This window comes from Nonomuraea endophytica, from assembly GCF_014203235.1.
GTDB classification, from domain to species: domain Bacteria; phylum Actinomycetota; class Actinomycetes; order Streptosporangiales; family Streptosporangiaceae; genus Nonomuraea; species Nonomuraea endophytica.
In genome coordinates this window covers 11,929-33,089 of sequence record NZ_JACHIN010000017.1, presented here as the reverse complement: position 1 = coordinate 33,089, position 21,161 = coordinate 11,929, and the positions used below count along the sequence as shown (strand labels likewise).

The following is a 21,161-nucleotide window of genomic DNA, read 5'->3' as shown; positions in this document are numbered from 1 at the left end:
GCCGTCGCCACCTGTGCGGAGCACGGCGTACGCGTCGGATGCCTCCGACCGACGCCAGTGCCCACACGACACTCTTGCCTGTGGTTGACCGCTCGGGCCAATCTGAGTTCCGATGATCTCGCGGTGATCAGACACGCCCTCACCGCCGTGGCAGAAGTGAAGGTGAGAGCGTGACTGAGGACCCCCCTCGCGTACCTAAGTACTACGACGTCAAACGCAGCCTGCTCGAACTGACCAAGAGCCTGCCGCCGGGCACCGCACTGCCGCCGGAGCGGACGCTGGCCGTTCGCTTCGAGACGTCGCGCACGACGGTGCGTCAGGCGCTCACCGAGCTCGTGGTGGAGGGCAGGCTGCTGCGCATCCAGGGCAAGGGCACGTTCGTCGCCCAGCCCAAGGTGGCGCAGGTGCTGCAGCTGACCTCCTACATCGGCGACCTGCGCACCGCCGGGCTCGAACCGGACACCAAGATCCTCGAGATCGGCTACATCACCGCCGACGAGCCGCTCGCCCGCCGCCTGGCCATCAACCCGGGCGGACGCGTGCTGCGCATCCACCGCCTGCGCCTGGCCAACGGCGAACCCGTCTCCATCGACACCACCCACCTGTCGGCCCGCCGCTTCCCGAGGCTGCGCCGCGAGCTGGAAGTGCACTCCTCGCTCTATGAGACGCTGCACAACGCCTACAACGTGCGCCTCACGGACGCCGAGGAGATCATCGAGACGGTCCTGGCCACGCCGTACGACGCGAAGGCCCTCGGCGTGGACGTCGGCCTCCCGATGCTCCTCCTGACCCGCCACGCCTTCGACGCCGACGGCAACCCGGTCGAATGGGCGCAATCCCTCTACCGAGGCGACCGCTACAAATTCGTCACCCGGCTACGCCGCCCATAGTCCCGCTTTCACGGCCGTGATCCTCCGCGCTCGCGGCCGTAGCTCCTGACACGCCCATCCCACGTTACGGCAAGCCGCACCCCCCACCCCCCGCCGCCGCCCGCGCGCCCCCGTCACTTCCACGCTCCTCGGGCGCGCCCGTCACCTCGCCGTGACGGCCGCGCCCTGGGCCGGCCGGGTGGTCGCTATCGTGGGCCACATGAGTGTCGTGGTAGTCACGGGGACCGACACCGGAGTGGGCATGACGGTCGTCACCGCCGCGGTCGCCGCCCTTGCCAGGCGGCGGGGCGCGGACGTGGCGGTGGTCAAACCCGCCCAGACCGGCGTGAAGCCCGGCGAACCCGCCGATCTGGACGAGGTGATCAGGCTCTCCGGGGTCACCACCACGTTCGAGTTCGCCCGCTACCCGGACCCGCTCTCGCCCGCCGCCGCGGCCAGGGCGAGCGGGCTGCCGCCGGTGTCGCTGCCCGAGGTGGCGGTGCGGGTGCGGGAGCTGGCGGAGTCCAACCAGCTTGTCCTGGTCGAGGGCGTGGGCGGCCTGCTGGTGCGCTTCGACGAGGACGGCACCACGCTGGCCGACCTGGCCCGGCTGCTGACCGCGCAGGTGCTGGTCGTGGCCGGCCCTGGGCTCGGCACGCTCAACCACACCGCGCTGACGCTGGAGGCGCTCGCGCACCGGGGCCTCGACCTGGCCGGGCTGGTGATCGGGGCGTGGCCGGACGAGCCGGACCTGGCCGACCGCCTGAACGTGGCCGACCTGGAGATGCTGTCCGCCCGTCCGCTGGCCGGGGCGCTTCCCGTGAACGCCGCCGACCACCCCGACTTCACCGCCCTGGCCCACGCCGCCCTCGGTCCCGCGCTGGGCGGCACGTTCGACCCCGCGAGGTTCCGCCAGACGTTCAGACCCGCGCGGTGACCAACATCAAGCCTTCTCGCAGCGGGCCTCCGGCAGGCCGCATACCCGGGTCGCCATCGTCCCGGCCTGCTTCACCTGCGTCCTGAAGTCCTTGACCGGCAGCCCGCGCCCCGAGTCGCCGACCTCCATGTAAATGAGCACGGCAGCGCCCCTTCGGACCGCGACGAAGCGGATGGACCCCTCGAAGTCCCGGTGGACCGCCCTGATGCCCTCGTCGCCGACCTTGAGCGGACGGCTGGTGTAGGTGGACTTCAGGAAGTCGTCGCCGCCGACGGCGCAGCGCTTCAGGTCGGCGCGCACACCCTTCATGACCGTCCTGGCCGCCTTGACGTCGCGGTAGAGGGCCACCTGCTCGCCCCACGACTCGACCTCGACCGTCTTGACGATCGTCCTGGAGGCGATCCGGCCCCGGTCGGTCGCCTTCTTGCCGGACCAGTAGCGGTGCTCGCACGGGTCGAGCAGCAGGCCCGCCGTACGCGCGTCGCTGATCTTCCATCGCTCGACGTCCTTGTGCGGCCCGCGCGCGGCGGCCTCCGTCAGCAGGAAGCCCTTCGGCAGCGCCGAAGAGGCGGCCTGCGCGGGCACGCCCCACGCCAGCGTCGCGGTCGCCGCCGCGAGCGCGATCCCTGTCTTCATCATCGTTCCTCCCCTGTCCCGATCCCCCTTCGTGAGATGCGGATCGTGGCCCACTGGTTCGGACGTAAGGCAGGGTGGGGCTAGCACCACCCTCACTTCGCCCAGCAGGCCCCTGTCGAGGATCGGCCGCCGGTCCATAGGTTGGAGAGCATGAAAGTCCCCCGCCCCTGGTCGGCGCGTACCTGGCTGGACACGGCGCATGTCGTGACCGGTCTGCCGATCGCCGTGGTGCTCGCCGCGCTGACGGTCGTGCTGGCCGTTCTGCCGCCGGTGCTGCGGCGCAGCGTGCGCGGGCTGACCGCGGTGCAGCGTTCGCGGCTGGCCGCCTTCCTGGGGTTCGTGCTGCCGCCGGTGCCGCGCAGCACGGCCTGGCGCGACCGGCGGCTGTGGCGGCAGATCGGCTTTCATCTGATGGCGCCGGTGCTCAGCGCGTTCGCGGTGGTGCTGGTCTGCGGGTTGTGGGGCGGCGGGGTGGTGGGGCTGACCGCGTTCCTGCAGCCGGTGCTGCAGCCGCCACCCGGGGTGTTCAGGTTCGATCTGCGCAATCCGCTCGTGGCGTCGTTGTACACGGCTGTGGGGCTGGCCATGCTGATGCTGGCGCCGATCGCGGCGCGGGCGATGGCCGTACTGGAGATCTCGATCGCGCGGGCGCTGCTGGGCCCGAGCCACGCGGAGCTCGGCGAGCGCATCGAGAACCTTCAGGAGAGCCGGGCGGGTGTGATCGACGCCGCCGACGCCGAGCGCCGCCGCATCGAGCGGGACCTGCACGACGGCGCCCAGCAGCGGCTGGTGTCGCTGGCCATGAACCTGGGCCTGGCCCGCGCCACCCTCACCGACCTGCCCGCGCCCGCCAAGGAGGCCATCGAGCAGGCGCACGAGGAGGCCAAGCAGGCCCTGCGCGAGCTACGCGACTTCGTGCGCGGCCTGCACCCCGCCGTGCTCAACGACCAGGGCCTGGACGCGGCCCTGTCCGGCGTCGCCGCCCGCTCCCCGGTGCCGGTACGGCTGCGCGTCGACATCGCCCAGCGGGTCTCGCCCACCATCGAGGCGGTCGCGTTCTTCGTCGTCTCCGAGGCGCTGGCCAACATCGCCAAACACGCCCAGGCGCGGGCCGCCGAGATCTCGGTGCGCCGCCGCGACCAGTGGCTGACGCTGACGATCGTGGACGACGGGCGGGGCGGGGCCAGCATGGAGGGCGGCACCGGGCTGCGCGGGCTGGCGCAGCGTGTCCGCTCGGTGGATGGATCGCTGCACCTGGCAAGCCCGCTCGGCGGGCCGACGATGATCGAAGTGGAGCTACCGTGCGAGTAGTGCTGGCCGAGGACTCCGTCCTGCTCAGGGAGGGGCTCATCCGGCTGCTCGAAGCCTCCGGGATGCGGGTGGTGGCGACGTCGGGCGACGCCGAGGGGCTGCTACGGGCCGCCGACGAGCACCGGCCCGACCTCGTGGTGACCGACGTCCGGATGCCGCCCACGCACACCGACGAGGGCCTGCGCGCCGCGCTGGTGCTGCGCCGCCAGCAGCCGGAGCTGGCCGTGCTGGTGCTCTCGCAATATGTCGAGGAACGCTATGCCGCCCAGTTGCTCTCCTCGGCGACCGGCAGCGTCGGCTACCTGTTGAAGGACCGGGTGGCCGACGTGACCGAGTTCATCGACGCGCTGCGCCGGGTGGCGGCGGGCGGCACGGTCCTGGACCCCGAGGTGGTCTCCCAGCTTCTCCTGCGCGGGCACAGCGATCCGCTCGACCGGCTCACCCCGCGCGAGCAGGAGGTGCTGAAGCTGATGGCCGAGGGCCGCTCGAACGCCGGCATCGGGCAGGAGCTGGTGCTCAGTGAAGGGGCGGTCGGCAAGCACATCGGCAACATCTTCACCAAGCTCGACCTCTCGCCCGCCGAAGGCGACCACCGCAGGGTCCTGGCCGTCCTCCACTTCCTCAAGATCAGGAGCGTGTTGTGAGAGGCGTCTGGCTGACGTTCGGCGCCGTGCTGACGGTGTTCGCGCTGCTCTTCGCCACCGGGGGGATGTGGTCGGGCTTCGCCCGCGCCCGCCCGCCGACGCACCAGAGCACGCGCACCATCCCCTTCATCGGCAAGAAGCTTCAGATCGAGGCGCGCGGCGACGTGAACGTGTCGATCGTGCCGGGCGCCGCCGGCGAGATCCAGCTCGACCAGCGGCTGCGCTGGTCGGACACGCGGCCGAACGTCTCCGAGGACTGGAACGGCACCACCCTGCGGCTGGCCGCGCACTGCCCCAACATCAACGAGGACCGCGGCCTCACGTGCGACACCGACTACACGGTCTTCGTGCCCTCCGAGACCAACCTGGACGCGACGGTGGAGGCCGGCAACCTCTCGGTCAACAGCCTGTACGGCGACGTCCGCATGACCACGGTCTCCGGGGACATCGGCGTCACCCAGACCGTGGGCAAGCTGTGGGCCCGCAGCGGCTCCGGCAACATCCGCGCCTTCGACGTGCGCGGCGAGGAGGCCGACACCGAGACCGGCGAGGGACAGGTCGAGCTCAGCTTCCGTGAGCGGCCCATGAACGTGAAGGCGCTGGTCCGCACGCAGGGCGACATCTCGATCATCGTGGAGGACGGCGCCTACGACGTCACCGTCCAGGCGGAGACCCCGGACGTCGACGTGGTCCACGACCCTTCCTCGGTCCGCAAGATCGACGCCCGCGCCCAGTACGGACGGGTCGACATCTGCTGCGGATGACCAGGAGAGGAGAACAACCCTCTGTTTGAGGCAGTGACTCGTTGGTAGGTTCCCGGCATGGAGTCCGCGAAGCATGCCGGTGACGCAGCCGTCGCCGTGTCCAAGGCCTATGGCATCGAGACCATGTTCACCCTCTCGGGAGGCCACGTCTTCCCGTTGTACGACGGCGCGGTGCACGAGGACATGCGGATCCTCGACGTACGCCACGAGCAGAGCGCCGTCTTCGCCGCCGAGGCCACGGCGAGGCTCACCCGCAAGCCCGGCCTGGCGGTGCTGACGGCCGGCCCCGGCATCACCAACGGTGTCAGCGGCGTCGCCACGGCGCATTTCAACGGCTCGCCCCTGGTCGTGATGGGCGGCCGGGCGCCGCAGTCACGCTGGGGCAGCGGCGCGCTCCAGGAGCTCGACCATCCTCCCCTGCTCGAACCGATCACCAAGCTGGCCTTTACCGCCACCGGCCCCGACTCGATCGGCCAGGACGTCGAGATGGCCTTCCGCACGGCGATCGCGCCGCACCGCGGCCCGGTGTTCATCGACTTCGCCATGGACCACCTGTTCTCCCCCTCCCCCGCGCACGCCGCCGACACCCAGACCCCGTCGCCGCTGGAGCCGGACCCGGACGACGTCGCGGCGATCGCCCGGCTGATCGGCGAGGCGGAGCGGCCGGTGCTGGTACTCGGCTCCGACGTGTGGATGGACCGCGCCGAGGAGGCGGCCCGCGACTTCGCCGAGGCGTGGAAGCTGCCGGTGGTCCTCAACGGCCAGGGCCGCGGCATCCTGCCCTCCGGCCACGAACTGCTGGTCACGCGCGCCCGCGGACAGGCGTTCGGCGAGGCGGACCTGGTCATCGTGGTCGGCACCCCACTGGACTTCCGCCTGGGCTACGGCTGGTTCGGCGGCAAGAACGGCGCCTCGCTGGCGCGCGTGGTGCACATCGTGGACGCGCCGTCGCAGCTCGCCACCCACATGCAACCGGCCGCGTCGGCCGCGGGCGACCTGTCGGTGGTCTTCTGGAGCCTGGGTACGGCATGCGGCGAAGCCGACATCAAGCCGGCCCGCTACGCCCCCTGGACCGCCAGGCTGGCCGACACCGCCGCCGCGGCCGTCGCCGCCGACGCCGACCTCCTGGCCGCCGACTCCGACCCGATCCACCCCATGCGCGTCTACGGCGAACTGGCCAAGGTGCTGGCCGACGACGCCGTGGTGATCGGCGACGGCGGCGACTTCGTCTCCTACGCGGGCAAGTACGTGGAGCCGAAGCAGCCCGGCAACTGGCTCGACCCCGGCCCCTACGGCTGCCTGGGCACCGGCCTCGGCTACTCGATCGCCGCCCGCCTGGCCCGCCCGTCCTCGCAGGTCGTGCTGCTGCTCGGCGACGGCGCCGCGGGCTTCTCCCTCATGGACGTCGACTCCCTGGTACGGCACGGCCTGCCCGTCGTCATAATCTGCGGCAACAACGGCATCTGGGGCCTGGAGAAGCACCCGATGCAGATGCTCTACGGCTACGACGTGGCCGCCGAGCTGCGGCCGCAGACCCGCTACGACCAGGTGGTGGCGGCGCTGGGCGGCGGCGGCGAGCTGGTGACCAGGCCGTCGGAGATCGGTCCGGCGCTGCGGCGGGCCTTCGACTCCGGCGTGCCGTACATGGTGAACATCGCGACGGACCCGCAGATCGCCTACCCCCGCAACACCACGGGGGTCTGAGCGCGGCTACTGCTTGAGGCTCGGCGTCGGCGTCGTGGATGGCGTCGGCGTCGGGGAGCAGAGTTCGGTGTTGACCAGCGTGAGCAGGACGGGCTTCTTGAGCTCCAGCTTGGCGCCGGCGCCCGGATTCTGCTCGACGACGGTGAGGCAGCGCTCGGGGAACTGGCCGCGTTCCTGGTCGTCCACGCGGACGGTGAACCCGGCGGCCGTGATGATCCTGCGGGCGTCCGGGTACTTCATGTTGACGACTCCCGGCACCGGCTTCTTGATCGCCGGAGTGGCCGACGGCGTCTTGGTGCCCTTCGTGGTCGACGGGGTGGCCGTGGGCGTCTTCGTCGGCTCCGGGGTCTTGGTGGGCTCCGGCTCCTCGGTGGGCTGCTGCCTGGTCGGCTGGCGCGTCGGCTCGTCGTCCGTGGGCGTCGGCCGATGCCGGGTCCTGGTGTTCTTGGGCGGCGCGGGCTTGGTGGTGGTCACCTCGGAGCCGACCTGGGTGGCGGGCGTCTCCGGGTCGCCGTCCGTGGTCATGCCGGTGATCGCGATCGCGCCCGCGCCCACGCCGAGCACCAGGGCGACGGCGATCGCGGCGACCAGGCCGCCCCTGCGGCGGGCCTTGGACGCGCGCCGGTTGCCGCGGCGCGGCTGGGCGACGGTGGTGTTGTCGTCGGAGGGCGCCACGGGCGGCCCCTGGACCGCTCCCGTCTGGTACGCCTCGACCGGCGGCGCCATCGTGGCGCCGGTGACCACGTCGGGCACCTCGCCGGCGGCGACCTGGCGGGAGGCGCGGCTCATCTCGGCGGCGCTGGCGAAACGCCTGGCCGGGTCCTTGGACAGCGCCTTCTCCACCAGCGCGCGCACGGCCGGCGGGATCTCGGCGGGCAGCGGTGGCGGAGCCTCCCTGATGTGCTTGAGCGCGATCGTGACCGCGCTGTCGCCGTCGAAGGGACGCTGGCCGACGAGACATTCGTAGGCGACGACGCCGAGTGCGTAGATGTCGACCGCGGGGGTCACGGGGGCGCCTTCGGCCTGCTCGGGCGCGCAGTAGGCGGCGGTGCCGAGCACCATGCCGGCGTCGGTGAGCCGGTTGGCCAGGTCGGCGCGGGCGATGCCGAAGTCGGTGAGCACGAGCGTGCCGTCGCGCTGGACCATCAGGTTGCCCGGCTTCACGTCCCGGTGCACGATCCCCTGGTCGTGTACGGCCTGCAGCGCGGAGGCCGCCTGCGCGATGAGCTCCATCGCCGGTTCGGGCGCGATGCGGCCGAGGCGGATCAGCAGGCGGTCGAGCGGTTCGCCGTCGACGAACTTCATCACCAGGTAGACGGTGTCGCCGCTGACTCCGTAGTCGTAGACGTCGACGACGCCCGGGTGGTTGATCGTGGCCATGGCTCGTGCCTCGCCCTGGAAGCGGGCCACGAAGCCGGGGTCGTCCATCCGACCTGGGAGCAGCACTTTGACGGCGACGGTCCGCGCGAGGACGATGTCCTCCCCACGCCAGACCTCGCCCATGCCACCGGCGCCGATGCGGGTGTCGAGGCGATACCTCCCCGCCAGCGTCGTCCCTTGCGCGACCATGTCTCCCCCGGTACCCCCTGCCTCTCCAACCCCGGACACCAACAAAGCGAACTTGTGTCGCAGCGGGGTAACACAGAGGTCACGGAACTTCGAGAGTGTATGACCCTGGCGTCCCACACGCCACTCATATGCCACAAGCCGTACAAACCCTATCCTGCGGCCTTGTGATGGACCTTGTCCGCGTTTCCCGGAGATCAGGGCCCCACAGGTGTCATCCGCACCACCAGTAGGCTGGGGCCATGACGCTCGTTCCCGGTCTCCGGTCCCAGCTGCTCGTCATGGTCGAGCGCGAGGACACCGCCACCAAGATCGGCAGCGGGGACGTGCCGGTGCTGGCCACGCCGCGACTGCTCGCGCTGGCCGAGATGGCCACGGTGCAGGCCGTACGCCCGCATCTGGGCGCGGGCGAGACGTCAGTCGGGACCCGCGTCCAGCTCGAACACCTGGCGGCCAGCCCGGTCGGCGCCCACGTCGAGATCAGCACCGAGCTCACCGAGGTCGACGGCCGGCGACTGGTCTTCAGCTTCGTCGCCCGCGACCGCACCACGGTGGTCGGACAGGGCACCATCGAGCGGATCGTCGTCGACCGCGAACGGTTTATGGAGCGCGCTACTCGATGACGGCGATCAGGTCGCCTTCCTGGATCACGTCACCCTCGGCGACCTTGAGCTGCGCCACCACGCCGGAGTCCTCGGCGAGGACGGGGATCTCCATCTTCATCGACTCGAGAATGACCAGCGTGTCGCCGTCCTCGACGGTGTCGCCCTCCTTGACGACGACCTTCCAGACGTTCGCCACCATCTCCGCGTGTACCTCGGCCACGGGTGCTCCCCTCTTCCTGACGATCCAACCATGTCACGTGCGCTATGCGCGCATACGCCCGACCAGACCCGTGTCGTAGTCCCCGCTGACGAACTCCGCGTTGTCCAGCAGCTCCGCGCAGAACGGCAGGTTGTTCTTGGGACCCTCGACGGCGAACCCGGCGACCGCGTCCCTGGCCCGCTCGATGGCCTGCGCGCGGCTGTCGCCGTACACGCAGAGCTTGGCCATGAGGGGATCGTAGAACGGGGTGACCGTGTTGCCTTCCACATAGCCGGAGTCGACCCGGGCGTCGGCCGGCTCCCGCCAGACCGTGATCTTTCCAGGTCCGGGGAAAAAGCGCTTGGGATCCTCGGCATAGACGCGGAACTCGATCGCGTGGCCGCGCGGCTCGTGGCACACCTCGGGGTTCTCGCCCGCGGCCACCCGCAGCTGGAGCTCCACCAGGTCGAGGCCGGTGACGAGCTCGGTGACCGGGTGCTCCACCTGGAGCCTGGTGTTCATCTCCAGGAAGACGAAGTCCTGCTTGTCGGCGTCGACCAGGCACTCCACGGTGCCCGCGCCCAGATATCCCACTGCCTCGCCGGCCCGCACGGCGGCGGCCAACATGCGCTCGCGCAGCTCGGGCGTGACCCCTGGCGACGGGGACTCCTCCACGACCTTCTGGTGGCGGCGCTGCACCGAGCAGTCGCGCTCGCCCAGCGCCACGACGCGGCCGTCGGGCAGGCCGAGGATCTGCACCTCGACGTGGCGGGCCCGCTCGATGTAGCGCTCCAGCAGGATCGCCGGACCGGCCAGCACGTCGCCCTCGCCACCGGCCGTGGCCGCCCCGGCGAACCGCGCCGCCGCCCTGGACGCCTGCTCGAACGCCTTTTCCAGCCCCTTCTCGTCGTGCGCGACGCTCATCCCGATGCCGCCACCGCCGCCGGCCGTCTTCACCATGACCGGATAGCCGATCTCGGCAGCCGCGGCCACGGCCCGCTGAAGATCGGTGGCCGGCTCACGCGTGCCCGCCGCCACCGGCACGCCCGCGGCCTCCATCAGGTTGCGCGCGTTGATCTTGTCGCCCATCCGCTCGATCGCCTCGGGCGACGGTCCGATCCACACCAGCCCGGCCTCGGTCACCGCACGGGCGAACGCCGCGTTCTCCGCGAGAAAGCCATATCCCGGATGTACGGCACGCGCCCCCGTCTGCCGGGCCGCCGCGAGCACCTTGTCCACGTCGAGATAGGACTGCGCGGGATTGGCCAGCCCGAGCGGCACCGCCTCGTCGGCCTCGGTGACGAACGGCAGATCGGCGTCGGCCTCGGAGTAGACCGCGACGGCGCGCAGCCCCAGCCGCCGGACCGTGCGGATGATCCGCCGCGCGATCTCGCCTCTGTTGGCGATCAGAACGGGTCCCAGGGTCCCCAGGGTCGCTGTAAGCACGCGCCCACCCTACGGCCGCGCCCTCAGCCACCCCTTCCCCGCAAAACCACCGATCCCGGCAGGGTGTTCTGTAGGAACCACACAAAGTCGAGGGGCAAGAGGCCCGCTATCTCCCCCCGAACGGCCCACCTCTTTGTACGAGGCCGGAAACCCTCCTGATCTCCGCCCCGACACCCCTAAATCCGGTGGGCAGGCGCCCGGTCGACCACGCGGGCCAGCCCGCCGATGCAGGCCGCGTCGTACTCAGAGCCGCCCGCCAGGCGCAGCCGTTCGAGTGCGGCACCGGCGCGGTCACGGTCCGTGGAGCCGCCGACCAGGTCGTCGTAAGCGTTGGCCACCTTGATGATGCGGCTCGACAGCGGCGGATCCTCGTCGATCGGGTCGCACTGGCGGCGCACCACGTCGGCCACCCGGTCCAGCACGCCGGTCTGCCTGATGACCTCGGCGCCCAGCTCGGCGATCCGCCTGGCCTGCTCGGGGTCGGTCAGCACGGTCGCGCCGCCCGGGATCGGGTCGCGCAGCGACAGCTGGCCGATGTCGTGCATCAGCGCCGCGTACTCCAGCTCCAGGAGTTCCGGCTCGGACATGCCCAGTTCGCGGCCGATCGCCACCGACAGGCGGCTCACCCTGCGGGAGTGGCCGGGCTCGACGTAGCCGCCCACCTCGGTCACCCGCGACAGCGCGCGTACCGTCTGCAGGTAGGTGGCGCGGATGCCGGCGTACTTGCGGAAGGCGACCTGCGTGACCAGCAGCGGCGCGGCGAAGACGACCAGCGCCACCAGGTCCATGCTGTGGGAGGCCAGCGCCAGCAGCACGCCCGAGGCGGCGACCGCCGCGCCCAGCGGAAAGGCGGTGCGGACCTCGTCGCTGACCGCCACCTTGAACGCGGTGCGCACCTGCTCGGCGCGGAGCATCGCGGCGATCAGCACGTCGATGCCCAGCGTGAGCGCGATCAGCGTCACCATCACCGTCAGCGCCGGCCACCAGGTGCCGCGATCGCCCAGCGTCAGCTCGTGCAGGGTGCCGGCCAGCGGGCGGAAGGCGAAGGCCAGCAACGCGCCGGTCAGCAGCCGCCTGGCCATCGCGTCCAGGCGCGGCGGGCGGCCCACCGCCAGATGCGGCAGCGCGCCGGCCATCATGCCGACCGCGATCACCGCCACCACCTGCAGCGCCGAGTGGCGCAGCGGGTTGGTGGCCAGGTCGAGCAGGAGCGTGTAGCCGAGCGCGGCGGCCGCGCCGATCGGGGCCACCTCCCTGTTGCCCGGCATGGTCAGCCGGGCCAGTTCGCCGACCGCGATCAGCGCGCCGAAGCCGATGGCCACCTCAGGACGGTCGAGCCCGACCGCCGCGGTGTGCGCCACCCCCGCCACGGCCACCAAACCGGCCGCGCAGATCAGCAGCAGTTGCCCGGAATCCAGGCCCTGAAAAGCGCGTTTCATGGGGTCGCTCACCACTCCTCATTCGCTTCGCGGAGTGCCTCCTTCGTCGGCCCTCCACTCCGCTCACTGCGTCGGGTTCGCTCGCGGTTCATTGGCCCGTCACTACTTGGATCGGCATGGTCGGGTCGTCGTGGTCCTTGATCGTGGCGGCGTCCTCGGGCGGCGGCTCCACCCGGCGCTGCGGCTGCCACGGGTTGCGTTCCAGCGCCTTGATGAACGCCGCCACCATGACCGGATCGAACTGGGTGCCCGCGCCCCGCTCCAGCTCGTCCACCGCCACCTCGACCGGGCGGGCGCCGCGGTAGGAGCGGTCGGAGGTCATCGAGTCGAACGCGTCGGCAACCGCGATGACCCGGGCGAACTCCGGGATCTCGGGCCCGGCCAGCCCCATCGGGTAGCCCTTGCCGTCGTGGCGCTCGTGGTGGTGCATGATCCCGGCGAAGGCCTCGTCGAGGAAGTCGATGCCGCGCACGATCTCCAGGCCCCGCATCGGGTGCAGCTGGATCGCGGCGAACTCCTCCTCGGTCAGCGGGCCCTCCTTCTGCAGCACCTTCGTGGGCACGCCCAGCTTGCCGACGTCGTGGAGCATGCCGGCGTAGCGGATGGCCCGCAGCCGGTCCATGCCCATGCCGATCTCCTGCGCGATCATGGTGGAGGCGAGCGAGACGCGGGTGCAGTGGCCGCGGGTGTAGTAGTCCTTCGTCTCCACGGCCTGGCACAGCGCGGCCATCGTGGCGTCGTAGGAACGCTGCTGCGCGTGATATTGGCCGAAGGCCCACCTGGCCACGAACAGCGGCAGCAGCACCAGCACCGCGGAGATCGACTGGATCGTGGCCCACAACCCCGCCACCAGCAGGCCGAACGTGCCGTAGCCGAGATAGGTCAGCAGGAACTGCACCATGCCCCGCATCGGCACCTCGCCCGCGCTCACCTGCGTGGCCAGCGAGATCATGGTGAGCGTCAGCACGATGTTGAGCGGCACGAAGACGGCCGTGGCCGCCGCGTAGGGGCCGATCAGGTCGTCGAAGGCGTTGACCTGCGGGACCCCGGAGACTCCGCCTAACTGCTGGTAGACCCAGCCGGCCGCATAGCCACACAGGGCGAACTGGGCGCCGTTGAACAGCCGCTTGATCAGCGGCAGGCCGGGCCGTACGCTCAGGACCGCCGTGAGGCCGACCAGCGCGGCGCCCTCCATTCCGATGAGCACCACCGCGGCCAGCGCGGCCGAGAAGCTCACCGAGACGGCGAACTGCTCCACGTTGAGCAGCGTCGGCATCGACTCGCACACCAGGAACAGCAGCGCGAGCACGAGCAGGATGCCCAGACTCTCCGAGGCGACCAGCTGCCCCTTGGTGATCAGGCTGTGGGCGAACAACGCGGTGGCCGCGCCGATCACGGCGAACAGATAGACCTTCGCAGGCCACGACAGATCACGCATTGCGGCTCCCCTTTGGAGCTCAGGTCCAGGAGACTCCGGGCGGGAGGGCGCCACCGCCCCCGCCGGTCGCCAAAAGGAGAACGACCGGTGTGATCAGCACGAGCGCCGTGATCAGCCGGGCGGTCGAAACCTTCAACATCCACTTCCTCCACGTCGAATTCTGTGATTCACGCTACAGAAGTTGACGTGCTGAAACGGGTGGAGTCGAGAATCGCAAGCAAAGCGTAATCAAGCCACTACCTGCGGCAACTCCGCCTCCACTCGACTGTGGCGCGCAGGCCACTGGCCAGGTCACTCGCCGGCTGCCAGGACAGCCCGTCGTAGGCGGGCACCGGGTCCACGGCCATCGCGGGCAGGTCACCCGGCCTGGGCTGCGCGAAACCCGGCTTGTCCTGGGCGCCCACCGCGTCGGCGATGAGCGAGTGCAGGCGGCGGTCGGTGGTCTGGATGCCGGTGCCCAGGTTGAAGCGGCACGCGTTGCCGTCGGCGCCGCACGCGCGCACGAAGCCGTCGACCACGTCGTCCACGAAGACGTAGTCGCGGGTCTGCGTGCCGTCGCCGTAGAGGACCGTGGGCACGCCGTTGAGCAGGGCGTCGGTGAAGATCGCGACCACGCCGGCCTCGCCGTCGGGGGACTGGCGCGGGCCGTAGACGTTGGAGAGGACGAGCGTGGTGTATTCCAGGCCGTAAAGAGCATGGAAGGTCGACAGATACGTCTCGGCGCTGAGCTTCGATGCCGCGTACGGCGAGCGGGGGTCGGCCGGGGCGTCGGCGGGAACCGGGATCGCGGGCGGCCTGCCGTACACCGCGACGGAGGAGGCGAACACCACCTTGCGGCTGCCACCCTCGCGCGCGGCGGCCAGCACCGACGCGGTGCCCTCGACGTTGACCCGCGCGTCGTGCACCGGATCGGCCACGCTCCTGCGGACGCTGATCTGCGCGGCCAGGTGACAGATCACCTCGGGCTTCCACTCCGCGCCCAGCGCGATCATCGCGGGGTCGCGGATGTCCAGCTCGACCAGCCGGAAACGCTCATGAGCCAGGGCGCCGGCCAGGTTGGCACGGCTGCCGGAGGAGAAGTCGTCCACGGCGACCACGTCATGGCCGTCGCCCAGCAGGCGGTCGACGAGATTCGACCCGATGAAACCGGCTCCTCCGGTGACCACCACGCGCATGGGGAAGATCTTAGTCGGACAGCTCCGCCCGGACCTGCTCGATACGGCCGAGCACCTTGGACCTGAGATCGGCGGGCACCGGATCGCAACCGCAGTGCTTGGCCACGAGCTGCTTCACGACCTTGTCGAGGTCGTATTCCTTGAGGCACGGGTCGCACTCGTCGAGGTGCACCCGGATGTCGACACAGTCGCCCTCTCCGAGCTCTCCGTCGATGTAGGCGTAGACCTTGTCCAGTACTTCACGACAGTCGGTGTCATGCGGGTTGCCACAGCTCATTTCGACCCCTCCGCAGGGACAAGGCCACGCTCGCGAGCATAGTCCTCGAGCAGGTTCCGCAACTGCCTGCGGCCGCGGTGCAGCCGGGACATCACGGTGCCGATCGGGGTGCCCATGATGTCGGCGATCTCCTTGTAGGGGAACCCCTCGACGTCGGCGAGGTAGACCGCGATCCTGAACTCCTCGGGCAGGGCCGCGAGCGCCTGCTTGATGTCGCCGTCGGGAAGGTGCTCAAGCGCCTCCACCTCGGCGGACTTCAGGCCGGACGAGGTGTGGGACTCGGCGCGCGCGAGCTGCCAGTCCTCGATCTCCTCGGTGCCCGACTGCTTCGGCTCCCGCTGCTTCTTGCGGTAGCTGTTGATGAAGGTGTTGGTCAGGATCCGGTAGAGCCACGCCTTGAGGTTCGTGCCCTCCTGGAACTGATGGAACGAGGCGAACGCCTTGGCGAAGGTCTCCTGAAGCAGGTCCTCCGCATCCGCCGGGTTCCGGGTCATCCGGAGCGCGGCGGAGTAGAGCTGCTCGAGATACGGCATGACGTCGCGCTCGAACCGCTCACTGCGCTGCTCCAGAGTCTCCGCGCCTGTCGCGGGCACCGGACCCACCCCCCTAAGATCACCGGTGGCCGGCTGTGGCGGTACACCGTACTCAGGGGAGAATACCTGCTTGCCACCAAGCCGCCGGTCACCGGGGGCTGGAGGCGGTATCTGAAGTCGACCGGCGGAGCGGTCGATCCCATCGGCAACTGCGAGCATGCTCGTCGCAACACGCCCGCGCCCGCGTCTGTTCCCGCAAGATAGAAGGTGACGAACAACCCGGTGCGGGGAAAATGAATACGTACCGGTTGGTAGCCATTGTCCCGGAACCCAGGAGTCGCGTGTGCTGCCCATTCCGGCCGAGGAACTGAACGGCTCGGGGACCCTCGGGCCGTACTGGACGTTCTATCGAGCGGTCGTAGCAGAACAGCTGAGCAGGTGGCTTCCCGCCCAGCCCTCGGTGATCCTCGACCTGTCCGGCGGGCGCGGACGCTGGTCCGGCCAGGCCGCGCGGGCCGGCCACAAGGTCATCGAGGTCGTCGACTTCCGCAGAACCGCCGACCAGGCCAGGCTGCGCGACATCAGAGTCCGCCAGGTGCGCTCGGACGACCTGTCGTTCCTGCCCGACGAGAGCGTGGACGCGGTGCTCGCCGAGGAGCGCGCCATGTCGGTGGAGCTCATGGCCGAGTCGGCGATGTCGGACGTGGCCCGCGTGCTGCGTCCCGGCGGGCGCGCGCTGCTGTGCGTCGACTCGCTGGTGCTGGGCATGGCCATCCTGGCCGAGCAGGGCCAGTGGCAGCACCTGCGCCAGACGGGCGAGGGGGTCATGCTCGTGCCCTGGCCCGACGGCGGCATCACCCGCTGCTTCAGCAGCGGTCAGCTGCGCGAGCTGCTGATGGGCGCGGGCCTGGAGGTCGAGTGGGTACGGCCGCGCACCGTCCTTTCCCCCTCGACCGTCGACCACGTGCTCGGCTCCGACTCCCGGTCGCTGGCCTGGCTGGTGCGTACCGAACTGGAAGCGCACCCCGACGACGACGACACCGTCGGCATCCACCTGGTCGCCAGCGCCCGCAAGTCCTAGCGGCGCCGCTCCTGCTTCGACTGGCACTGCACGCAGCGGGCGGCCTCTGGGCGGGCCTCCAGGCGGCCCTCCGGGACCGGTTTGCCGCAGTCGACGCATTCGCCGTAGACGCCGTCGTCGATGCGCCTGAGCGCGTTCACGACGGCGCGGCGCTGCGCGACGGCCACGTCGAGCATGGCCTGGGCGCGATCGGCCTCGGTGAGGTCGGACCCGGCGTCGGCCGCCGAACGCTCACGCACGGCGACGGGCTCGCCGGTCAGAACCCTGATGGAGCGGTCGAGCTCGGCGAGCATGCTGTCCAGGCGTTCACGAGCGGTCGTGTGGTCCACGAATCCGCACCTCCGGGCAGGTGAGGGGAGCCTGGCGAGACTCCCCGGTGGTCCCGCCCTGCGCAAATAGGGGGTGAAATCGGCGGTGACACCGAGTGAACGGTCGCATCGCTTTTCCACCGGATGCCCACTTGGCGCGGTTCTTACACCTTCTAGAAAAGTCCGCTTTCTTCCGGGTCAGGCAGGGGTTTGATGAGGTCGGGCCCGTTGTTCCGGACATTGTTCACATCTGTGGACACCGGGTACGCAACCAGCCGGCCCGACTGCGCCGGGATCAACAACCCCTGGGCTGTCGAGGTGTCGGTGAGCTTGGGGTCGAGCCACTCCGCCCACCGCTCCCGCTCGATCATCATCGGCATCCGGTCATGGATATGACCGAGGTCGTCCTCGGCGTCCGTCGTGATGACCGTGCAGGTGACCAGCCACTTCAGCGGGTCGTCGTCCGCGCGGGTCTTGTCCTTCCAGAACTCGTACAGCCCGGCCATCGCCAGCACCCCGCCGTCCTCGGGATGGATGAAGTAGGGCTGCTTCTTCTTTTTGTCGCCCTCTACCGGCATCCACTCGAAGTACCCGTCAGCCGGGATCAGGCAGCGCCGCTTGGCGAACGCCTGCTTGTAGGCCAGCTTCTCCGCCAGCGTCTCGGCCCGCGCGTTGATCATCCGGGAACCCACGGACGGGTCCTTCGCCCACACGGGCACCAGACCCCACTTGACCACCCGCAACTGCCTGACGGCGCGCTCGGCCTCCTCGGGCACGCGGCTCAGGACCGCGTAGACCTGCTTGGTGGGGGCCACGTTGTAGTCGGGGCTCAGCTCCTTGTCGGGCTCGGCGTCGAGCTCGACCTGGAACTCCTCCAGCAGCTCGTGCTTCTTCCGCGCCGAGGCATATCTACCGCACATAACCCCACCCTGCCACGTCCAGCCTTACCTACCTGCCGCCCTCATCCCACTTTTTCCAGAACCCCCACCCCCGCCTCCCCTGCCTGCCTCCTCACCTCCGCGATCCCTCCTCCCCTACCGCTGTCCCGCCATTCCCCACGCCTTCCTCCGGCCTCGCCCGCCTCCCCATCTCCGCACCCTTGCTGTCCCACCTCCCCGCTCCCACACCAACCCGCCCCCTGTCTCCGCCACCTCCGCGCGTCCTAGGGGTTCCCCTGTCGCTGTCCCGCCTCCCCACCCCCTGCCCCCTCATCTCCGCCTCCTGGTGCCCCGCCTCCCTATCTCCGCTGCCTGCCTCCTCACCCCTTGTCTCCCGACCCCCCACCCCCACCGCCGCATCCCCACCACCGCACCCCCACGGCCTCACCCCCTGCCTGCGGATGCCCCACCTCCCCTGCCTGCCTCCTCAGCCCTGCCTCCCCACCTCCGCCATCCCTCCTCCCCTGCCGCAGTCCCGCCTCCCGCGACGCCTTCCTCCCGTCTCGCCTTCCTCCCGGCCTCTGCGCCCTGGCTGTCCCACCTCCCCCGCACCCCCACACCAACCCGCCCCTGCCCCCACCTCCACGTGTCCCAGAGGGTCCCGTGTCCCTGCACGCGTGTTCAGGTTCGTGTGTCCTGGGTCCGGGGGGCTCCGGGCACCAGCGCTGTCTGGCGGGGGGCACCAAAGCTGTCTGGCGGGGTTGTCCACAGACCCTCCCGGCGTCCGTGCCTCCATCCACAGGCTGCGGCCTGCCGTACCGGCTGCCAGTAGTCTTTGACCATGCCCGCTCAGCACTGGCCAGCCCCGGTCGCGACCGCTCCCGTCACGGCCATCGTCGCCCTGCCCGGTTCCAAGTCGGTGACCAACCGCGCGCTCCTGCTGGCCGCGCTGGCCGATGGTCCAGGCGTGGTCCGCCAGGCACTGCGCAGCCGCGACGCAGACCTCATGGTGGCGGCCCTGCGCGCGCTGGGAGCGGGCTTCGAGGCGATAGCCGAAACCCCCGCGGGCATCGACTGGCGCGTAACCCCCGGCCCCATCACCGGCGGCGCGAGCATCGACGTCGGCCTGGCCGGCACGGTGATGCGGTTCGTGCCCCCGATGGCTGCGCTGGCAGACGGCGAGGTGCGCTTCGACGGCGACGCCCACGCCCGCAAGCGCCCGATGGGCCCGATCCTGGACGCGCTGCGCGCCCTGGGGGCGACGATCGACAACGACGCGCTGCCGTTCACCATCCGAGGCCCGCTGAGCGGCGGCGAGGTGACGATAGACGCGTCGGGTTCATCCCAGTTCGTCTCAGGACTGCTGCTGGCGGCCGCCCGCTTCGAAAAGGGCGTCACGATCAGGCACGCGGGCCCGCCGGTCCCCTCACAGCCCCACATCCTCATGACGGTCCAGATGCTCAGGGCAGCGGGAGTGAGCGTCGACGACACAGAACCGGACGTGTGGCGAGTCGCCCCAGGCCCGATCGCCGCACGGGAGACGACGGTCGAGCCCGACCTGTCCAACGCGGCACCGTTCCTGGCCGCCGCCATGGTCGCGGGCGGCTCGGTCACCATCCCCGAATGGCCCCTGAACACCACCCAGCCGGGCGACGTCCTGCGCGACCTGCTCACCCGGATGGGCGCCACCATCGAACTGACGCCAACCGGCGACGGCACGGCCAACCTCACCCTCACCAGCCCCCGCACAGGCGCTGCGGCAGGCACCCCCACTGGTACAGACACTGACCTCGGCACCGGGACTGGCGCAGACATCGGCACCGGCGCAAGCATCCGGGGCGGCACAGACACCAGCGCGGGGATCGGGCCTGGCACCGGGACCAGCGCGGGGGCTGGTGGCGGGGAGATCGTGGGCATTGACGCTGATCTGCGGGACGTGTCCGAGCTGACGCCCACCATCGCCGCGCTGGCCGCCCTGGCCACCACGCCGAGCAGGCTGCGCGGTATCGCCCACATCCGGGGCCACGAGACCGACCGCATCGAGGCGCTCGTCACCGAGATCAACCGCCTGGGCGGCGACGCGGAGGAGACCGACGACGGCCTGATCGTACGCCCGCGTGCCCTCCACGGCGGTGTCTTCCACAGCTACGCCGACCACCGCATGGCCACCGCCGGAGCGGTCATCGGGCTGGCGGTGCCCGGCGTCGAAGTGGAGAACATCGCGACAACGGGTAAGACCCTTCCGGAGTTCACCCGCATGTGGGGGGAGATGCTAGGGGGAGAAGACCGCTGAAGCGGCGGGAATACGACGAGGACGACGTCAGGGTCAGGCCGGGCAAGGGTTCGCGGCCGAGGACCCGGATTCGTCCTGCCCATGAGGACGCGGTCGAGGGCTTCGTGGTCGCCGTCGACCGGGGCCGCTACACGACGCTGGTAGAGGCGGTAGCCACCCCGTCCGGGGGTCGAAGCCGTAAGAAGGCCAAGCCCGTTCGCCGCCTGGTGGTGGCGATGAAGGCGCGCGAGCTCGGGCGCAAGGGCATCGTCGTGGGCGACCGGGTGGCGATCGTCGGTGATGTCTCCGGCGAACCCGACACCCTTGCCCGTATCGTCCGCGTCGAACCCCGTACCTCGATGCTGCGCCGTTCCGCCGACGACACCGATGACACCGACGGCATCGAGCGCCCGGTCGTGGCCAACGCCGACCAGCTGGTCATCGTGACCGCCCTGGCCGAGCCGCCACCACGGCCGCGCATGATCGATCGCATGCTGGTGGCGGCCTTCGACGCCGACATCGAGACGCTGCTGTGCCTGACCAAGTCCGACCTGGCGCCGCCGGACGAGTTGCTCTCCCTGTACGAACCGCTGGGCGTCCCCCACGTCGTCGTCCACAAGGGCGGCTCGCTGGAGGGACTCCGCGATCACCTGACCGGCCGGATCAGCGTGCTGGTGGGCCATTCAGGTGTGGGCAAGTCCACCCTGGTCAACGCTCTGGTACCGGACGCCAACCGGGCCGTCTCCCATGTGAACGCGGTGACCGGCCGCGGCCGCCACACCTCCACCTCCGCCGTGGCACTGGAACTGCCCGAGGGCGGCTGGATCATCGACACGCCCGGCGTACGCAGCTTCGGCCTGGCCCACATTTCGGTGGAGACCGTACTGGCCGGGTTCCCTGACCTGATCGAGGGCACCGTCAACTGCCCCAAGGGCTGCACCCACCGCGGCCCCGACTGCGCGCTCGACGCCTGGGTCGCCGACGGCCACGCCGACCCGGCCCGCCTCGACAGCCTCCGCCGCCTCCTCGCCACCCGCGACCCCGAACCGTCCACCGAGTAACTCCCCCATCCCGGACCG

The 21,161-nt window shown here is 70.5% G+C and carries 21 protein-coding genes; 10 read left to right on the top strand and 11 right to left on the bottom strand.

The features are described from left to right. Positions 1-170 precede the first annotated feature (170 nt). Positions 171-890: a GntR family transcriptional regulator gene (locus HNR40_RS43945; RefSeq protein ID WP_184972473.1), complete on the top strand. Its 720-nt coding sequence runs from the start codon at positions 171-173 to the stop codon at positions 888-890. A gap of 199 nt (positions 891-1,089) precedes the next feature. Next, the gene (bioD, locus tag HNR40_RS43940) at positions 1,090-1,806 is read left to right on the top strand and encodes a dethiobiotin synthase (RefSeq protein WP_184972470.1); all 717 of its coding nucleotides are present in this window, start codon (positions 1,090-1,092) and stop codon (positions 1,804-1,806) included. A 6-nt stretch (positions 1,807-1,812) separates the two neighbouring features. Here bioD and HNR40_RS43935 read toward each other — a convergent pair whose 3' ends face one another. Beyond that, complete coding sequence (locus HNR40_RS43935) at positions 1,813-2,445, bottom strand: hypothetical protein (RefSeq protein WP_184972469.1); 633 nt, start codon at positions 2,443-2,445, stop codon at positions 1,813-1,815. A 147-nt stretch (positions 2,446-2,592) separates the two neighbouring features. On the opposite strand from HNR40_RS43935, the gene HNR40_RS43930 reads away from it, so the two are divergent. The 4 genes from HNR40_RS43930 to HNR40_RS43915 are packed head-to-tail and all read left to right on the top strand — an operon-like array spanning position 2,593 to position 6,865. Then, on the top strand, positions 2,593-3,753 hold the full coding sequence (locus tag HNR40_RS43930) for a sensor histidine kinase (RefSeq protein ID WP_184972467.1): 1,161 nt from the start codon (positions 2,593-2,595) through the stop codon (positions 3,751-3,753). Next, complete coding sequence (locus HNR40_RS43925; protein ID WP_184972465.1) at positions 3,744-4,397, top strand: response regulator transcription factor; 654 nt, start codon at positions 3,744-3,746, stop codon at positions 4,395-4,397. Before HNR40_RS43930 ends, HNR40_RS43925 begins: the two co-directional genes overlap by 10 nt. Further along, positions 4,394-5,161 (top strand): DUF4097 family beta strand repeat-containing protein, encoded by a 768-nt coding sequence (locus HNR40_RS43920; RefSeq protein WP_184972463.1) that lies wholly within the window; start codon positions 4,394-4,396, stop codon positions 5,159-5,161. Before HNR40_RS43925 ends, HNR40_RS43920 begins: the two co-directional genes overlap by 4 nt. A gap of 57 nt (positions 5,162-5,218) precedes the next feature. Next, positions 5,219-6,865 carry an acetolactate synthase gene (locus HNR40_RS43915; RefSeq protein ID WP_184972461.1) on the top strand — a complete coding sequence of 549 codons (1,647 nt, stop codon included), beginning with the start codon at positions 5,219-5,221 and terminating at the stop codon, positions 6,863-6,865. A gap of 6 nt (positions 6,866-6,871) precedes the next feature. Here the strand turns inward: HNR40_RS43915 and HNR40_RS43910 are convergent, their stop codons facing one another. Next, entirely contained in the window at positions 6,872-8,434 is a 1,563-nt protein-coding gene (locus HNR40_RS43910; protein WP_184972458.1) for a protein kinase domain-containing protein, read from the bottom strand. Between the two features lie 239 nt (positions 8,435-8,673). On the opposite strand from HNR40_RS43910, the gene HNR40_RS43905 reads away from it, so the two are divergent. After that, entirely contained in the window at positions 8,674-9,054 is a 381-nt protein-coding gene (locus tag HNR40_RS43905; protein WP_184972456.1) for a thioesterase family protein, read from the top strand. Here HNR40_RS43905 and HNR40_RS43900 read toward each other — a convergent pair. From HNR40_RS43900 to HNR40_RS43870, 7 genes are all read right to left on the bottom strand, one after another. Further along, on the bottom strand, positions 9,044-9,256 hold the full coding sequence (locus tag HNR40_RS43900; protein ID WP_184972455.1) for a biotin/lipoyl-binding carrier protein: 213 nt from the start codon (positions 9,254-9,256) through the stop codon (positions 9,044-9,046). The genes HNR40_RS43905 and HNR40_RS43900 overlap by 11 nt on opposite strands. Before the next feature lie 42 nt (positions 9,257-9,298). Then, positions 9,299-10,681 (bottom strand): acetyl-CoA carboxylase biotin carboxylase subunit, encoded by a 1,383-nt coding sequence (locus tag HNR40_RS43895; protein WP_312896756.1) that lies wholly within the window; start codon positions 10,679-10,681, stop codon positions 9,299-9,301. 176 nt (positions 10,682-10,857) lie between these two features. After that, a complete protein-coding gene (locus HNR40_RS43890) occupies positions 10,858-12,120 on the bottom strand; it encodes an HD-GYP domain-containing protein (protein WP_184972453.1) in 1,263 nt (420 codons plus the stop codon). An 88-nt stretch (positions 12,121-12,208) separates the two neighbouring features. Beyond that, the gene (locus tag HNR40_RS43885) at positions 12,209-13,558 is read right to left on the bottom strand and encodes an HD-GYP domain-containing protein (protein ID WP_184972451.1); all 1,350 of its coding nucleotides are present in this window, start codon (positions 13,556-13,558) and stop codon (positions 12,209-12,211) included. Between the two features lie 236 nt (positions 13,559-13,794). After that, positions 13,795-14,733 carry an NAD-dependent epimerase/dehydratase family protein gene (locus tag HNR40_RS43880; RefSeq protein WP_184972449.1) on the bottom strand — a complete coding sequence of 313 codons (939 nt, stop codon included), beginning with the start codon at positions 14,731-14,733 and terminating at the stop codon, positions 13,795-13,797. A gap of 10 nt (positions 14,734-14,743) precedes the next feature. After that, complete coding sequence (rsrA, locus tag HNR40_RS43875; RefSeq protein WP_184972447.1) at positions 14,744-15,010, bottom strand: mycothiol system anti-sigma-R factor; 267 nt, start codon at positions 15,008-15,010, stop codon at positions 14,744-14,746. Continuing rightward, positions 15,007-15,612 carry a sigma-70 family RNA polymerase sigma factor gene (locus tag HNR40_RS43870; protein ID WP_184972445.1) on the bottom strand — a complete coding sequence of 202 codons (606 nt, stop codon included), beginning with the start codon at positions 15,610-15,612 and terminating at the stop codon, positions 15,007-15,009. Before HNR40_RS43870 ends, rsrA begins: the two co-directional genes overlap by 4 nt. A gap of 274 nt (positions 15,613-15,886) precedes the next feature. Here HNR40_RS43870 and HNR40_RS43865 point away from each other — a divergent pair, with 274 nt between their 5' ends. Next, positions 15,887-16,624: a class I SAM-dependent methyltransferase gene (locus HNR40_RS43865; protein ID WP_184972443.1), complete on the top strand. Its 738-nt coding sequence runs from the start codon at positions 15,887-15,889 to the stop codon at positions 16,622-16,624. Here the strand turns inward: HNR40_RS43865 and HNR40_RS43860 are convergent. Together HNR40_RS43860 and HNR40_RS43855 are read right to left on the bottom strand one after the other, a co-directional pair. After that, positions 16,621-16,953, bottom strand: coding sequence for a TraR/DksA family transcriptional regulator (locus HNR40_RS43860; protein ID WP_184972441.1), 333 nt, complete (start codon positions 16,951-16,953; stop codon positions 16,621-16,623). The two genes, HNR40_RS43865 and HNR40_RS43860, sit on opposite strands and share 4 nt — an antisense overlap. A gap of 152 nt (positions 16,954-17,105) precedes the next feature. Further along, the gene (locus tag HNR40_RS43855) at positions 17,106-17,852 is read right to left on the bottom strand and encodes an SOS response-associated peptidase (protein ID WP_184972439.1); all 747 of its coding nucleotides are present in this window, start codon (positions 17,850-17,852) and stop codon (positions 17,106-17,108) included. Between the two features lie 799 nt (positions 17,853-18,651). Here HNR40_RS43855 and HNR40_RS43850 point away from each other — a divergent pair. Further along, positions 18,652-20,103: a 3-phosphoshikimate 1-carboxyvinyltransferase gene (locus HNR40_RS43850; protein ID WP_184972437.1), complete on the top strand. Its 1,452-nt coding sequence runs from the start codon at positions 18,652-18,654 to the stop codon at positions 20,101-20,103. Continuing rightward, complete coding sequence (gene rsgA / locus HNR40_RS43845; protein WP_184972748.1) at positions 20,100-21,143, top strand: ribosome small subunit-dependent GTPase A; 1,044 nt, start codon at positions 20,100-20,102, stop codon at positions 21,141-21,143. Before HNR40_RS43850 ends, rsgA begins: the two co-directional genes overlap by 4 nt. The last annotated feature ends 18 nt before the right edge of the window (positions 21,144-21,161 follow it).